This window comes from Bradyrhizobium sp. CIR48, assembly GCF_014198315.1.
Lineage (GTDB): Bacteria > Pseudomonadota > Alphaproteobacteria > Rhizobiales > Xanthobacteraceae > Bradyrhizobium.
Genome location: NZ_JACIHG010000011.1, coordinates 158,540 through 173,464, shown reverse-complemented (window position 1 = coordinate 173,464; position 14,925 = coordinate 158,540). Strand labels below are relative to the sequence as shown.

Genomic DNA, 14,925 nt, shown 5'->3' with positions numbered 1-14,925 from the left:
CCAGGAGAGAATCCGATGAACATCTCCGTCCACGCCGAAGCCGACCTCACGGCGGTCACGCACAACGATCTCGCCAACGCCGTCCGCTTCCTCGCGGTCGACGCCATCGAGACCTCGCAGTCCGGCCATCCCGGCCTGCCCATGGGCATGGCCGACGTCGCAACCGTGCTGTTCTCGCGCTTCCTGAAGTTCGACTCGGCGCACCCCAACTGGCCGGACCGCGACCGCTTCGTGCTGTCGGCGGGCCACGGCTCGATGCTGCTCTACGCACTGCTGCATCTGACCGGCGGCGACGTCAGCCTCGATGACATCAAGGCCTTCCGGCAATGGGGCTCGAAGACGCCGGGCCATCCCGAATATGGTCACACGCCGGGCGTCGAGATGACGACAGGCCCGCTCGGGCAGGGGATCGCGACCGCGGTCGGCATGGCGCTCGCCGAGCGGATGGCCAATGCGCGACATGGCGACGGTCTCGTCGATCATTTCACCTATGTCATCGCCGGTGATGGCTGCCTGATGGAGGGCCTCAGCCAGGAGGCAATCTCGCTCGCCGGCCATCTCGGGCTTGGCCGCCTGATCGTGCTGTTCGACGACAACGGGATCTCGATCGACGGGCCGACCTCGCTGGCAACGTCCGACGACCAACTCGCGCGTTTCGCCGCCTCCGGCTGGTCGGTGCGCAGCATCGACGGCCACGATCCCGAAGCGATTGCGCAGGCAATCGCAGAGGAACGCGAGACCGCAAAGCCGTCGTTGATCGCCTGTCGCACCATCATCGGCTACGGCGCGCCTGATCGGCAGGGCACGGAGAAAGCCCATGGTGCGCCGCTCGGCACCGAGCAGACCGCGGCGGCGCGCCGGACGTTGGGCTGGGACTATCAGCCCTTCGTGGTGCCTGTTACCGTCCAGAAGGCGTGGCGGATGATCGGGCAACGCGGCCAGGTCGATCGGCTCGCCTGGCTCGATCGCTATGAATGCGCGACGGCCGAGCAGCGCGACATGTTCATCGAAGGCAAGGCGGTTGCCCTGCCAGCCGCCTATGCGATGGCCGCGGCGAAATTGCGCGAACGCTTTGCGTCCGAGCGGCCGAAGCTCGCGACGCGGCAGGCCTCGCAACAGGTGCTCGACGGCATCGCCGGGACGATTGCCGGCCTGGTCGGCGGCTCCGCGGACCTGACGCATTCGAATCTGACGCACGCCAAGGTGCAGGCTCCGGTCAAGAATGGCGCGTTCGGCGGCGACTACATCCACTACGGCATTCGCGAGCACGGCATGGCCGCCGCGATGAACGGCCTCGCGCTGCACGGCGGCTTCATCCCGTACGGCGGCACGTTCCTCGCGTTCTCCGACTATAGCCGGCCGGCGATCCGCCTTGCGGCGCTGATGCGGCTGCGCGTCATCCATGTGATGACCCACGACTCCATTGGCCTCGGCGAGGACGGCCCGACGCACCAGCCGGTCGAACACCTTGCCGCGCTGCGGGTGATCCCGAACCTGCTGGTGTTCCGTCCCGCCGACGCGGTGGAGACGCTGGAGGCCTGGGACTGCGCGCTCAATTCCGAGAATCGTCCGTCTGTGCTGTGCCTGTCGCGGCAGGCGTTACCGACCTTCCGTAGCGATGCGCGCGGCAGAAACCGCGTCGCACACGGCGCCTATCTCGTCGTCTCGCCGGATGGCGGACGCGACGTGACACTGATCGCAACCGGCTCGGAAGTCTCGATTGCACTGGAAGCCGCCCGCCTGCTTGCGACCGAGCACATCCGCGCCGCCGTGGTGTCCGCGCCTTGCTTCGCCCTGTTCGAGGAGCAGCCGGACGAATACCGCGCCAGCGTGCTCGGCACCGCGCCGCGCGTCGGGATCGAGGCGGCCGTGCAGGGCGACTGGTCGCGCTGGATCGGCACTGAGGGCGAATTCGTCGGCATGCGCGGCTTCGGCGCCTCGGCGCCGGCGCCGGTGCTGTACCGCGAATTCGGCATCACACCGCAAAGCATTGCGGAAGCCGCCCGCCGGGCGATCGCTCGCAAGCGACAATAAGGAGGACTTCACGTGGCCCGTATCACCCTTCGCCAACTGCTCGATCACGCCGCCAGCCACGGCTATGCCGTGCCGGCGTTCAACATCAACAATATGGAGCAGGGCATCGCGATCATGCAGGCGGCGGCCGAGGTCGATGCGCCCGTCATCATCCAGGCCTCGCGCGGCGCGCGCAGCTACGCCGGCGATCTCATGCTCTCGCACATGATCGATGCGCTGGAGCGGACCTATCCCGACATCCCGCTCTGCATGCATCAGGACCACGGCAATGACGAAGCGACCTGCGCCTCCGCCATTGCCCACGGCTTCACCTCCGTCATGATGGACGGCTCGCTCAAGGCCGATGCCAAGACGGCGGCCGATTACGAGTACAATGTCGCGATCACGCGCCGCGTCGTCGATCTCGCCCACTGGGTCGGCGCTTCCGTCGAAGGCGAGCTCGGCGTGCTCGGCTCGCTCGAGCACGGCGGCGGCGAGCAGGAGGATGGCCACGGCGTCGAGGGCACGGTCAGCCACGACCAGCTCTTGACCGATCCCGATCAGGCAGTCGACTTCGTTCGGGCGACCAAGGTCGATGCGCTCGCCATCGCGATGGGCACCTCGCACGGCGCCTACAAGTTCAGCCGCAAGCCGGACGGCGACATCCTGGCGATGCGTGTGGTCGAGGAGATCCACCGCCGCCTGCCGAACACGCATCTGGTGATGCACGGCTCCTCCTCGGTGCCGCAGCCGCTGCAGGACATGTTCAACCAGTTCGGCGGAGAGATGCCCCAGACCTGGGGCGTGCCGGTCGAGGAGATCGTTCGTGGCATCAAGAGCGGCGTGCGCAAGGTCAATATCGACACCGACTGCCGCCTCGCGATGACGGCCGTGTTCCGCAAGGTCGCCGCGCAAACGCGTTCCGAGTTCGACCCGCGCAAATTCCTCAAGCCGGCAATGGACGCGATGCGCGAACTCTGCCGCGACCGTTTCGAGCAGTTCGGCACCGCGGGCCATGCCAGCAAGATCAAGGTCGTTCCCTTAAGCGAGATGGCACGACGCTATCGCGCCGGCGAGCTCGATCCGCGCATCGACGCCCGCGAACCCGTTGCGGCTTAGTCAATCGGAAACAACAGAGAAAACAACAGGAGAGAGACATGAACGCACATGCAGGCACGGTTCGCGGCAAAGAGCGCTATCGCTCCGGTGTGATGGAATACAAGCGCATGGGCTATTGGGAGCCCGATTACACGCCAAAGGACACCGACGTCATCGCGCTGTTCCGCGTGACACCGCAGGAGGGCGTCGATCCGATCGAAGCGTCGGCCGCAGTGGCCGGTGAATCCTCGACCGCGACCTGGACCGTGGTGTGGACCGATCGCCTGACCGCGGCGGAGAAATATCGCGCGAAATGCTACCGCGTCGATCCCGTGCCGGGCACGCCGGGCTCGTATTTCGCCTACATCGCCTACGACCTCGACCTGTTCGAGCCGGGCTCGATCGCGAACCTCTCGGCCTCGATCATCGGCAACGTGTTCGGCTTCAAGCCGCTCAAGGCGCTGCGGCTGGAAGACATGCGTTTCCCTGTCGCCTATGTGAAGACCTTCCAGGGGCCGGCGACCGGCATCGTGGTCGAGCGCGAACGGCTCGACAAGTTCGGCCGGCCGCTGCTGGGAGCGACGGTGAAGCCGAAGCTCGGGCTTTCGGGCCGCAACTATGGCCGCGTGGTGTACGAGGCGCTGAAAGGCGGACTCGACTTCACCAAGGACGACGAGAACATCAACTCGCAGCCCTTCATGCACTGGCGCGACCGTTTCCTCTACTGCATGGAGGCGGTGAACCGCGCGCAGGCGGCTTCGGGCGAGGTCAAAGGCACTTACCTGAACGTCACCGCGGGTACGATGGAGGACATGTATGAGCGCGCCGAGTTCGCCAAGGAGCTCGGATCGTGCATCGTCATGATCGACCTCGTGATCGGCTACACCGCGATCCAGTCGATGGCCAAATGGGCGCGGCGCAACGACATGATCCTGCATCTGCATCGCGCCGGTCACTCGACCTACACGCGGCAGAAGAGCCATGGCGTGTCGTTCCGCGTCATCGCCAAATGGATGCGGCTCGCGGGTGTCGATCACATCCATGCCGGCACGGTGGTCGGCAAGCTGGAAGGCGATCCCAACACCACGCGCGGCTATTACGATGTCTGCCGCGAGGACTTCAACCCGACCAAGCTCGAGCACGGCCTGTTCTTCGACCAGTCCTGGGCGAGCCTGAACAAGATGATGCCGGTCGCCTCCGGCGGCATCCATGCCGGCCAGATGCATCAGCTGCTCGACCTGCTCGGCGAAGACGTCGTGCTGCAATTCGGCGGCGGCACCATCGGCCATCCCATGGGCATTGCGGCCGGCGCGATCGCCAACCGCGTGGCGCTGGAAGCGATGATCCTCGCCCGGAATGAGGGCCGCGACTACGTCCACGAGGGGCCCGAGATCCTGGCTAGGGCGGCCGAGACCTGCACACCGCTGAAGGCCGCGCTCGAGGTCTGGAAGGACGTGACGTTCAATTATCAATCCACCGACACGCCGGACTTCGTGCCGACCGCGCTCGAAACCGTTTGAGGAGACGCAGCATGAAACTCACTCAGGGTTGCTTTTCGTTCCTGCCCGATCTCACCGACGACCAGATCTATAAGCAGGTGCAATATTGCCTTGGCAACGGTTGGGCGGTGAATATCGAATTCACCGACGATCCTCATCCCCGCAACACCTATTGGGAGATGTGGGGCCTGCCGATGTTCGACCTCCAGGACGCCGCCGGCGTGATGATGGAGCTCGCGGAGTGCCGCAGGGTGTATGGCAACAAGTACATCCGCATCAGCGGCTTCGATTCCAGTCACGGCTGGGAATCGGTGCGGATCTCCTTCCTCGTCAATCGGCCTCCGCATGAGGCGGAGTTCGAGCTGGTGCGGCAAGAGGTGGGCGGCCGCGCGATCCGTTACACCACTGTGCGGAAACCAGCCCACGCGTCGACTTAACGATCCGCTTCCGCGCGGAGCTCTCCCTGCTCCGCATCCTTGGCGGACCAACTGCTTCGCCGCTCCCCCGCGGCGAAGCTCTTTTCTTCGAGGGTAGCCATGCTCGATGTTCCCCACGCAACCACGACTGAGTCCAACGAGACCCAATTCGATCTCCGCAAGGAAGCCGAGGCAGCCGGGATCACCGACACGCTGCAGCAGCTCGAGCAGGAGCTGATCGGATTGAAGCCGGTGAAGAACCGCGTGCGCCAGATCGCCTCGCTGCTGCTGATCGAGCGCATCAGGCAGCGCGCGGGCCTGGCATCGGCTCCGCCGACGCTGCACATGTCGTTCACCGGCAATCCCGGCACCGGCAAGACGACCGTCGCGCTGCGCATGGCCAAGATCCTGCACGGGCTCGGCTTCGTGCGGCGCGGGCAGGTGATCTCGGTGACGCGCGACGATCTCGTCGGCCAATATATCGGCCACACTGCGCCGAAGACCAAGGAGATCCTGAAGAAGGCGATGGGCGGCGTGCTGTTCATCGACGAAGCCTATTATCTGCATCGCCCCGACAACGAGCGCGACTACGGTCAGGAGGCCATCGAGATCCTGCTCCAGGTGATGGAGAACCAGCGCGAAGACCTCGTCGTGATCCTCGCCGGCTATGGCGAGCGCATGACGAGCTTCTTCGCCTCCAATCCCGGCTTCCGCTCGCGCATCGCCCACCACATCGAATTCCCTGATTATGCGGAGGCCGAGTTGCTCGTCATTGCCGAGCTGATGCTGAAGGAGCGGGGCTATCGCTTTTCGGCCACGGCCCGTGAGGCGTTCGAGAAATACATCGCATTGCGTCGAACTCAGCCGTTCTTCTCCAATGCGCGTTCGATCCGCAACGCCGTCGACCGCATCCGCTTGCGGCAGGCCGATCGCCTGGTGTCCGACCTCGACCGTATGCTCGATGTCGACGATCTCGAAACCATCGATCCCATGGACGTCCTGGCGAGCCGCGTCTTCAGCGGTGGCGCCGATGCGCGGAGTGCAAAGCCATGACCAGAGAGATCATGATTGCTCCCTCGATCCTGGCCGCGGATTTCGCGCGCCTCGGCGAGGAGATCGCCGCAATCGACACGGCCGGCGCCGATTGGATCCATTGCGACGTCATGGACGGACACTTCGTGCCCAACATCAGCTTCGGTGCCGATGTCATCAAGGCGATCCGCCCGACGACGAAGAAGATATTCGACGTGCATCTCATGATCGCGCCTGTCGATCCCTATCTCGAGGCGTTCGCAAAGGCCGGGGCTGACGTCATCACGATTCACGCCGAAGCCGGCGCCCATCTCGACCGCTCGCTGCAGGCCATCCATGCCCTCGGCAAGAAAGCCGGCGTCAGCCTGTGTCCCGCGACTCACGAGAGCGCGATCGAATATGTGCTCGACCGCATCGATCTCGTGCTGGTGATGACGGTCAATCCGGGATTTGGCGGCCAGTCCTTCCTCGAATCCCAGCTCGAGAAGATCGAACGGATCAAAGCCATGATCGGCGACCGGCCGATCCGGCTGGAGGTCGATGGCGGTGTCACGCGCGACAATGCCGCTGCCGTGGCGGCCGCGGGCGCCGATACGCTGGTGGCGGGTTCCGCCGTGTTCCGCGGCAAGAGCGTTGCCGAATATGCCGCGAATATCGAGGCCATCCGCGTCGCCGCCGAGACAGGCCGGGTTGTGAAGCGGCAAGATAATTCTACGCAGCCGCTACGCGTCAGCGAGGCAGGCCGTATCCGGTAGACTACGGAAGGCGCAAGCCGGAAGATCCGCCCGTGCCGGTTGTCCCACGGCGTGGCACATATCTCCGGGGTTCCACGGAGGTTGCGGCAAAAAGCGATCGCGTCTTTCAGGTCGGGGTAACCAACGCATTCGAGGCGAAAATTCGATTAACGCTCGCGCAATGCTGTGCATCGCAACCTGCGTGCAGGAATGCCAAGAGAGCGCGGGGATGCGGATCAAGGCTATTGCCAGGCATGAGGCCTGCGCGCGGCATGGGGCGATGGCGTGAGCATGCATCGCTTGTTCGCCGAGCAGCTTCGCTGCGCGACCGATGCGGCCGGACATGTCGACGTCCTCAAGCTGGGCGAGCTTGTCAGCGCGGCCTATGACGCGAGCGATCGCGACCGCCAGCGGATGACCGACGCACGCGCTCACACGCACGATGAGGTCGAGCTTGATCTGCTGCGAACCCAGGAATTCCTCGACACCATCGTCGAGAACATTCCGATCGCCGTCTTCGCGAAATGCGCGAAGAGTTCGCGCTATATCCTGCTCAACCGCGCCGGGGAAGACTATTACGGCGTGCCGCGCGAACAGATGCTCGGCCGAACACCTGAAGAGATATTCCCGGCCGACGTCGCGCGCGTAGTCATTGAACAGGATCGTCGAGTCGTTGCCAGCGGCATGCCGATGTTCCTCGAGGAGCATCTGCTCGACATCGGCGTCAAGGGCCACGACCGTGTGGTCAATTCACGCAAGATGCTGATCGCGGATGGCGCCGGCGAACCGCAATATCTGGTCGGTGTGATCGAGGACGTCACCGAGCGCGTCACCACCCGCGAACGCATTAGCCATCTTGCGCATCATGATGCGTTGACCGACCTGCCGAACCGCAGCGCCTTCAACGCCGTGCTCGGCGAACGGCTGGAGCGGGCGCAGGAGGCGGCGACCAGTTTTGCCGTGCTCAGCCTCGATCTCGATCGCTTCAAGGAAGTCAACGACGTGTTCGGCCACCCCGTCGGCGATCTGCTGATGCGGGCAGCGGCGGACCGCCTTGCCGAGGAAGCCGACAGCGCCTTCGTCGCCCGTATCGGCGGCGACGAGTTCATGATCCTGATGCCCGATGACATCAGCCGCGATGACGTTCTGGCGCTCGCCGAGCGCCTGGTCGAGAGCATCGGCCAGGAGCTGGAGGTCGACGACTATCTCTCCCATGTCGGCCTCAGCGTCGGCATCGCGTTCTATCCGGACGACGGCGTGAATGCCGCCACGCTGCTCGCCAACGCCGACTCGGCGCTCTATCGTGCCAAGCGCGAGGGCAGGGGCCGGGTGCGCTTCTTCGAATCCGAGATGGACCAGGAGCTGCGCGACCGCAGGCTGTTGCAGCACGACCTGCGACAGGCGCTGGAGCAGAACCAGTTCCTGGTCTACTTCCAGCCGCAGGCGCGGGTGGATGGCGAGGTCATCGGCTTCGAGGCTCTGCTGCGCTGGAACCACCCGACGCGCGGCTTCGTGCCGCCGGACCAGTTCATTCCGCTCGCCGAAGAGAACGGGCTGATCGTCCAGATTGGCGAATGGGTCTTGCGCGAAGCCTGCCGCGAGGCGGCATCCTGGCCGCGGCCGCTGCAGGTCGCCGTCAATCTGTCGCCGATCCAGTTCCTGGCCGGCGATCTCGAACGTTCGATCCACCAGATCCTGCTGGAGACGGGGCTGACGCCGACGCGGCTCGAGGTCGAGATCACCGAGGGCGTGCTGATCGGCGATTTCACCCGCGCGCTCAATCTGCTGCGGCGGCTGAAGGCGCTCGGCATCCGCATCGCGATGGACGATTTCGGCACCGGCTATTCCTCGCTGTCCTATCTCCAGTCGTTCCCGTTCGACAAGATCAAGATCGATCGCAGCTTCATCTCCAATCTCGAGGCGACGCCGCAATCGGCCGAGATCGTCCGCGCGGTCCTGAGCCTCGCGCACGCGCTGCATATCCCGGTCATTGCCGAGGGGGTGGAGACGGAAGCGCAGCGTGCCTTCCTGGCGGGGGAGGCCTGCGAGGAGATGCAGGGCTATCTGGTCGGCCGACCCGCCCTGATCGAGCGCTATCTCGACCTGGTCGGCATGACCGTGGAGAGCCGGCTCTACGCCTAGAGCGCGATGCGATTAGAATGAATCGTCATCGCGCTTTAGGTTGTTATTTAAGCATGATCCGGAAAACCGCTGCGCACTTTTCCGGATCGTGCTTTAGTCCCTGGCTCCGGTGGCGGGTTACCGAGTGTCAGTCATCGACATTTGGAACCTTGGCCCGGATACGCGCTTCCCAAGAACGAGCCGAGGTCAGGCGCGCGACGGGCGCAGCAAATCTTTTGCATAATCGCCATCGGCCTGACGCAAATCGGGGCAATAAGCCTTGTGAGTGCGAGGGAGGGTCTCATGGAGAACGTACGTCGCTACCGGGCGCTGGCGTCCCTCTGTCGTCAGCAGGCGGCCTACCGGCCGCTACAGAACTGGGAACTCCTCGGCCAGGCCGAACATTTCGAATATCTCGCTGAGGTCGAGCTCAAGGCGCATTTCGACGCGTGCAATGTGCAACACGACGAGGGCGCTGCCGCGCCCGCGACGTGGGAGACCCCGGTCGCCGCGTGACGGCGCCGGGCCGGCCCGGCTCAATGCGACATCAGCGTCGGGACCGTCATGGCCTGCAGCATGGCGCGGGTGACGCCGCCGAGAACGCGCTCCTGCAACCGCGAATGGCCGTAGCCGCCCATCACCAGGAGATCGAGCCCCTCATCGGCCGCCAGTGACAGGATGGTCGGCTGGATGTCGGCGCGCGTCGCTGACAGGCCGACCGTGCGGGTCGACAGTCCGCGCCGGCCGAGGTGTCTTGCCAGGCCGTTCGCTGAAGCTTCGTCGGAGACCGCGGCGGCCTCGTTGATGGTGATGATCACGATCGCATCGGCGCGCGCCAGGAACGGCGCCGCGTCGTGCACGGCGCGAGCCGCGAGGCGGCTACCGTCCCAGCAGATGCCGATCCGGTTCGCCTTGAAAGGTCCATGGAAGGTGTAGGGCAGGAACAGCACCGGGCTGCCCGCCTGAAACAGGATTTCGCCCGGCACGTCGTTGTCGAACGAGCTTTGCGCCGGATCTGGCTGCAGCACGACGCTGAGGTCGTGCAGTCGCGCCATCTCGCCGAGCGAGCCGGCCGCATCCACCGGGATCGCGCCCAGCGCGCGGCAGCCGTAGGAGATGCCGGCGTTCGCCGCTTCGATGCCAAACACCGCGAGCGCGGCCTCGGCCCGCTCGACTGCGCGCTCGCGCTCCAGTTCGAACACGGCCGCCACCGCGGCGCCGCCCTCCATTACGTAAGCCGCACTGGTTGCGACATAGCCGATCGCAACTGCGTCGAGATGGGCGTTGAACTGCGCCGCGAGCGAAATCGAGCCGTCGATCGCGGAACGCATGGGACGTTCGGTGGGGATGTGAACGAGAATGTCTTTGTACATGGCGCGCCTCCGATGAACATCAGCCGGTGGCCGCAGTTTTTCACCGCCGGAAGGGCACGCGTTGAGCTGCATCAAATGCGCAGGGGAGGACTTCCGCTGGGGCGCGCGCATTGTTTGCCAAGATTTAATCGGATGGACGGGACGTCGTAAGGTGACGATGGCCATGTTGGAGGCAAGGCGACACCTTATCCAACATGGACATTTCGACATGAACGATCGCGTCAATTCCGACACCACGACGTCCCGCAGGATCTTGAGGCCGCGCCGGCTTGCGCTGCTCGGCACCGTGGCCGCGCTCGGCGTGGCCGTGCTGGCGGCTGCTCCCGGCTCTTCGCCGTTCGGTCCGAGCTCCTTCATTACCCCGGCCGAGGCCGCCGAATCCGCTGCGACGCCGCCGGGCTTTGGTGACCTCGTCAGCAAGGTCAAACCCGCCGTCATCTCGGTACGGGTCAAGATCGACCAGGACAACGACAAGAGCGCGATGCTGCAGCAGAACCGGATGGATCAGGACGAGGACACCCCGTTCGACCAGTTCTCGCGGCAGTTCGGCTTCCGTGGTCCGGGCGGCATGAACGGCATGCCGCGCCAGCGCCATCAGATGATCACGGGCGAAGGCTCCGGCTTCTTCATCTCCGCCGACGGCTATGCCGTGACCAACAACCACGTCGTCGACCACGCCGAGTCGGTGCAGGTGACCATGGATGACGGCACGAGCTACACCGCCAAGGTCGTCGGCACCGATCCGAAGACCGATCTCGCGCTGATCAAGGTTGACGGCAAGAAGGATTTTCCGTTCGTCAAATTCTCCGACCAGAAGCCGCGCATCGGCGACTGGGTGGTTGCGGTCGGCAATCCCTTCGGTCTCGGCGGCACCGTGACTGCCGGCATCGTCTCGGCCAGCGGCCGCGACATCGGCAACGGCCCCTATGACGACTTCATCCAGATCGATGCGCCCATCAACAAGGGCAATTCCGGCGGCCCGGCCTTCGACATGAGCGGCAACGTGATCGGCGTGAACACCGCGATCTTCTCGCCCTCCGGCGGCTCGGTCGGCATCGGCTTCGACATTCCGGCCTCGACCGCAAAGCTCGTCGTTGCGCAGCTGAAGGACAAGGGCGCGGTGACCCGTGGCTGGCTCGGCGTGCAAGTGCAGCCGGTTACCGCCGAGATTGCCGACAGCCTCGGCCTGAAGGAGGCGCGCGGTGCGATCGTCGACAATCCCCAGGATGGCAGCCCGGCGGCCAAGGCCGGCATCGAGGCGGGTGACGTCATCACCGCCGTCAACGGCACCGCGATCAAGGATTCGCGCGACCTCGCCCGCACGATCGCGACCCTTGCGCCTGGCAGCTCAGTGAAGCTCGACGTCTTCCACAAAGGCGACAGCAAGACGGTGACGCTCGCGCTCGGCGAACTGCCGAACGAAAGGCAGGCCAAGGCCGATGTTGGCAAGGACCAGCCGGGCCCCGGCACGCCGCGCCTCGGTCTTGCTTTGGCTCCGGCCGGTGACGTCCAGGGCGCTGGCCAGAAGGGCGTTGTCGTCACCGAAGTCGATCCGCAAGGGCCGGCGGCGCAGCGCGGCATCCAGACCGGCGACGTCATCCTCAATGTCGGCGGCAAGGCCGTCGCCAATGTCGGCGACGTCCGTTCCGAGCTGGCGCAAGCCAAATCGTCCGGCAAGCGCAGTGTGCTGTTGCAGGTCAGAGGCGCACAGGCGACCCGCTTCGTCGCGGTCCCACTCGCCTGAGGCGAACCTCGATCGGCATAGATCAAGAAAGGCGGCCCTCGTGGCCGCCTTTTCCGTTCGGCTTCAGGACTGCCGGGAAGCGATCGATAACATTCTCGTTAACGGCAGCGACGATGACGCGGTTCGTCCGAAAAAGCCGTGTTCGCTCATCAAAGTTCCGAACCGTGCAGGTCGCCGGCGGCAACGATGCCACCGGGACGCAAGCGTGGAACTTCGAACTTGCCGCCGGCTTCTGGAACTGGCCGCTGGTTCGCATTTGATCGGTGCCGACATGGATCGATTGAAGCTCTCGCTGAGGAGTGCGCTGCTCGTGGCGCCATTCGTGCTGTGGGGCGGAGACGCTCTCGGGCGGGACGACGGCCGCTACGCGGATTCACCCCTGAAGCCATGGTTCGACAGTTTGCGCAGCCACCTTGGTCCGTGCTGCTCGGATGCGGATGGCTTTGCCGTCGCCGATCCCGACTGGGAGTCGCATAACGGGCATTATCGCGTGCGTCTCGACGGTGAGTGGATCGAGGTGCCGGACGAAGCCGTCATCACCGAGCCGAACCGGGCCGGCCGCACCATGGTGTGGCCGGTGAAGACCGCGTTCGGGGTTTCGATCCGCTGCTTCATGCCGGGCAGCATGATCTGACGCGGGTCAGCGTCAGCGCTTGCTGGATTTGCGCTTCGACGATTTCCTGCTTGTCTTCTTCGTCGTCCTCTTCTTGGACGTTTTCCTGGAGGTCTTCTTGGCAGCCTTCTTCGGGACCTTCTTGCCCTTCTTGCGTGCCTTCGACAGTCCGATCGCGATCGCCTGCTTGCGACTCTTCACGCGTCCGCCACGGCCTTTGCGACCGCTCTTTGCCGTGCCCTTCTTGTAGCGGCGCATCTCGCTCTCGACATCGCTGCCGGAGCTGCGCGAGTAGCGGCGCTTCTTTGCCTTGCGTGCCATGCATGTTCTCCCTTGGCCGGGGAGAACCATTCGACACGGGCATGGTTCCCGAAGGACGCGGACAGCGTTCCAGGCGCAGCCTAGAAGGAATTCGCCAGCTCGATCTCGGCTTCCAGCACCTGGATGCGACGTGCGGCCTCGCTGAAGGACAGATCGCGCGCATATTGCGCGGGCTGATACGCTTCTTCACTCAGCCGTTTCAGCCTGAGCCCCTGCGTCCGTGTCATCTGCTCGGCAAGGAAAACCCTGGCGTCGTATTTGCCTTGAACCTGCATGTCGCTTCTCCGCTCTGAAATCGTGACTTGACTATATGTTCTTATTTTGTTCTAACAAGCCATGGACAACAGAATTAACGAAATTCGACGTCAAATCAGCGCCTTGAGGGTTGAGATGGCCGGCGTCGAGGCCTCCGTGCGCGATCTCATCAACGGCGACCGCGATTGCGTCCAGCAGGCCTTGGCGCAGATGGATTTGCGCCGGAAGGTCAATTTGCTGATCGGCGAATGGAAGGCTGCCGGCGGCGGCGATGTCCTGCCTGACGTTCGCGACCGGGTGCGCCTTCGTCTCGTGAAGACAGTCGTTAGTCCCGAGCGCGCGAGCACGCGGCGCTGAACCTTTTGGGGGGGGGCGCCATGGAGGAAGACCCGGACACTTACCGGATCTTGAGGTTGCGCGCCGAGATTCTCGAATTGGGCTCTGCCATCCGGCAATTGCAGCGTGCGGGTCTCGACGATGCTGCGGCCCAACTTCTGATCGGACGCAAGCGGGCGCAGCTCGAACAACTCGTGAAGACGAATGCTGCGAGCCGCGCGCTCAACTCTGAAACGCGTCGCCCGTAATGTGCTGACGCGGGCGCTCGACGGTGTGGCGGCTCGATTGCTGATCGGCATCAAGAAAATAGAAAAAGCCCCGCGTCGCGGCGGGGCTTTTGATGTCGTGTCGGCCTGAGCTCACTTGGTATTGCTCATGCCCTTGCTGCTCTGGTTCGTCATGGTGCCGCCCTGGTCCGAGCCGGGACCGGAGCCGCCTTGGCCGGAAGGATCCGCGCCCTTCGAGGCCTTGGTGTTGGCGCCCGTGGTCTGCGAGGACGACATCGATGATCCGTGTTTCGCCTTGTGCGACTTGGCCTGTGCGGCGAGCGGCGCGGCGGCGAGGCCGGTGGCCAACATTGCGGTGAGAACGAGCTTGGCCGTTGTCATGCGGGGAACTCCCTGAGTTAAATTGACGCAGGCAGCCAACCGCCATTTGCCGAAGGAGTTCCCGACAAACGCATCTGTCGCGCGCACGCGCGCTTCAAGATTGCTTGTCCTCAGCGAGGATGAACACGACGCCGGTGAGTGTCGCGCCGATCGCGAACGTCGTCACCAATGTGAGGGCGAAGACGATTACGGCCTGGCTTCCGCCGTGATCGAGCAGCCTGGCGACGGCGGGATTGGACAGGATCAGCGCGAGGCTGAAGGCGAGGCCGAGGGCTGCGCCCATCATCGCATGCGTCATCAGCTTGATGAGGCCGGTGGGAGAGATCAGGTCCGACGACTTTTTTGCGCGCATGGGAACTGCATCCCGAACTGACATGCAAACGCGGACGATATTCACCGGTTCCAAACCCATGAAGGAATTGTCATCACCGGCTTCATCCGACGTTCATGCCGGGCCTGCGAGGATAAGCGTCGGCAAACCGGGAACATTCGATATGGGTAAGGTAGTCTTTCTTTACCGCTCGCTGGCCTATCGCAACGCGGCTGCGGACATGCTGCGCAAGGCCCGCAAACTGCCGCGCGGCGCGGAGCGAAGTGCGGCCCGCCGCTACGCGAGGGCGCTACGCGATCTCGCTCAGACGGAAGCCTGGCTCGAAGGCCGCCTTGCCGAGGAAGCGCGGCCGGCGCGGCAAATCAGGATGGCGGCGTCGGGCTAAAGCATGATCCGGAAAAGTGCGCAGCGGTTTTCCGAAAAGATCATGC

Annotated in this window: 18 protein-coding genes; 13 read left to right on the top strand and 5 right to left on the bottom strand. The window is 64.4% G+C overall.

Annotated features, from left to right (window positions below; translation table 11 throughout):
• Nucleotides 1-15: 15 nt before the first annotated feature.
• The 8 genes from tkt (at nucleotide 16) to GGD66_RS30425 (ending at nucleotide 9,429) form a co-directional block, all read left to right on the top strand.
• Entirely contained in the window at nucleotides 16-2,034 is a 2,019-nt protein-coding gene (gene tkt / locus GGD66_RS30460; protein WP_183260019.1) for a transketolase, read from the top strand.
• Between the two features lie 12 nt (nucleotides 2,035-2,046).
• Nucleotides 2,047-3,132 (top strand): class II fructose-bisphosphate aldolase, encoded by a 1,086-nt coding sequence (gene fba, locus GGD66_RS30455; RefSeq protein ID WP_183260017.1) that lies wholly within the window; start codon nucleotides 2,047-2,049, stop codon nucleotides 3,130-3,132.
• 38 nt (nucleotides 3,133-3,170) lie between these two features.
• Nucleotides 3,171-4,631: a form I ribulose bisphosphate carboxylase large subunit gene (locus GGD66_RS30450; RefSeq protein WP_183260015.1), complete on the top strand. Its 1,461-nt coding sequence runs from the start codon at nucleotides 3,171-3,173 to the stop codon at nucleotides 4,629-4,631.
• 11 nt (nucleotides 4,632-4,642) lie between these two features.
• Nucleotides 4,643-5,047, top strand: coding sequence for a ribulose bisphosphate carboxylase small subunit (locus GGD66_RS30445; protein ID WP_018321761.1), 405 nt, complete (start codon nucleotides 4,643-4,645; stop codon nucleotides 5,045-5,047).
• Nucleotides 5,048-5,146: 99 nt separating this feature from the next.
• Nucleotides 5,147-6,079 carry a CbbX protein gene (gene cbbX, locus GGD66_RS30440; protein ID WP_183260013.1) on the top strand — a complete coding sequence of 311 codons (933 nt, stop codon included), beginning with the start codon at nucleotides 5,147-5,149 and terminating at the stop codon, nucleotides 6,077-6,079.
• A complete protein-coding gene (gene rpe, locus GGD66_RS30435; protein WP_183260012.1) occupies nucleotides 6,076-6,813 on the top strand; it encodes a ribulose-phosphate 3-epimerase in 738 nt (245 codons plus the stop codon). Before cbbX ends, rpe begins: the two co-directional genes overlap by 4 nt.
• A 270-nt stretch (nucleotides 6,814-7,083) precedes the next feature.
• The gene (locus tag GGD66_RS30430) at nucleotides 7,084-8,934 is read left to right on the top strand and encodes a bifunctional diguanylate cyclase/phosphodiesterase (protein ID WP_210321733.1); all 1,851 of its coding nucleotides are present in this window, start codon (nucleotides 7,084-7,086) and stop codon (nucleotides 8,932-8,934) included.
• Nucleotides 8,935-9,216: 282 nt separating this feature from the next.
• A complete protein-coding gene (locus tag GGD66_RS30425; RefSeq protein ID WP_063203548.1) occupies nucleotides 9,217-9,429 on the top strand; it encodes a hypothetical protein in 213 nt (70 codons plus the stop codon).
• Between the two features lie 20 nt (nucleotides 9,430-9,449).
• Here GGD66_RS30425 and GGD66_RS30420 read toward each other — a convergent pair whose 3' ends face one another.
• Nucleotides 9,450-10,286 (bottom strand): universal stress protein, encoded by an 837-nt coding sequence (locus GGD66_RS30420; RefSeq protein ID WP_183260008.1) that lies wholly within the window; start codon nucleotides 10,284-10,286, stop codon nucleotides 9,450-9,452.
• A 208-nt stretch (nucleotides 10,287-10,494) separates the two neighbouring features.
• Between GGD66_RS30420 and GGD66_RS30415 the strand changes: the two genes are divergently transcribed.
• The gene (locus tag GGD66_RS30415) at nucleotides 10,495-12,030 is read left to right on the top strand and encodes a Do family serine endopeptidase (RefSeq protein ID WP_183260006.1); all 1,536 of its coding nucleotides are present in this window, start codon (nucleotides 10,495-10,497) and stop codon (nucleotides 12,028-12,030) included.
• A gap of 271 nt (nucleotides 12,031-12,301) precedes the next feature.
• Entirely contained in the window at nucleotides 12,302-12,664 is a 363-nt protein-coding gene (locus GGD66_RS30410; RefSeq protein WP_026202613.1) for a hypothetical protein, read from the top strand.
• A 12-nt stretch (nucleotides 12,665-12,676) separates the two neighbouring features.
• On the opposite strand, the gene GGD66_RS30405 is transcribed toward GGD66_RS30410, so the two are convergent.
• Both GGD66_RS30405 and GGD66_RS30400 read right to left on the bottom strand, forming a co-directional pair.
• On the bottom strand, nucleotides 12,677-12,964 hold the full coding sequence (locus GGD66_RS30405) for a DUF6496 domain-containing protein (protein WP_092262543.1): 288 nt from the start codon (nucleotides 12,962-12,964) through the stop codon (nucleotides 12,677-12,679).
• Nucleotides 12,965-13,044: 80 nt separating this feature from the next.
• Complete coding sequence (locus GGD66_RS30400; RefSeq protein WP_018321749.1) at nucleotides 13,045-13,239, bottom strand: DUF3072 domain-containing protein; 195 nt, start codon at nucleotides 13,237-13,239, stop codon at nucleotides 13,045-13,047.
• A gap of 115 nt (nucleotides 13,240-13,354) precedes the next feature.
• On the opposite strand from GGD66_RS30400, the gene GGD66_RS30395 reads away from it, so the two are divergent.
• A complete protein-coding gene (locus tag GGD66_RS30395) occupies nucleotides 13,355-13,576 on the top strand; it encodes a hypothetical protein (protein ID WP_092262545.1) in 222 nt (73 codons plus the stop codon).
• Nucleotides 13,577-13,596: 20 nt separating this feature from the next.
• Entirely contained in the window at nucleotides 13,597-13,803 is a 207-nt protein-coding gene (locus GGD66_RS30390) for a hypothetical protein (protein ID WP_091964874.1), read from the top strand.
• A gap of 111 nt (nucleotides 13,804-13,914) precedes the next feature.
• Here the strand turns inward: GGD66_RS30390 and GGD66_RS30385 are convergent, their stop codons facing one another.
• Both GGD66_RS30385 and GGD66_RS30380 read right to left on the bottom strand, forming a co-directional pair.
• Nucleotides 13,915-14,163 carry a hypothetical protein gene (locus GGD66_RS30385; protein WP_018321746.1) on the bottom strand — a complete coding sequence of 83 codons (249 nt, stop codon included), beginning with the start codon at nucleotides 14,161-14,163 and terminating at the stop codon, nucleotides 13,915-13,917.
• A 94-nt stretch (nucleotides 14,164-14,257) separates the two neighbouring features.
• On the bottom strand, nucleotides 14,258-14,515 hold the full coding sequence (locus GGD66_RS30380) for a hypothetical protein (RefSeq protein WP_092262548.1): 258 nt from the start codon (nucleotides 14,513-14,515) through the stop codon (nucleotides 14,258-14,260).
• 142 nt (nucleotides 14,516-14,657) lie between these two features.
• Here GGD66_RS30380 and GGD66_RS30375 point away from each other — a divergent pair, with 142 nt between their 5' ends.
• Nucleotides 14,658-14,879: a hypothetical protein gene (locus tag GGD66_RS30375; protein ID WP_183260004.1), complete on the top strand. Its 222-nt coding sequence runs from the start codon at nucleotides 14,658-14,660 to the stop codon at nucleotides 14,877-14,879.
• The last annotated feature ends 46 nt before the right edge of the window (nucleotides 14,880-14,925 follow it).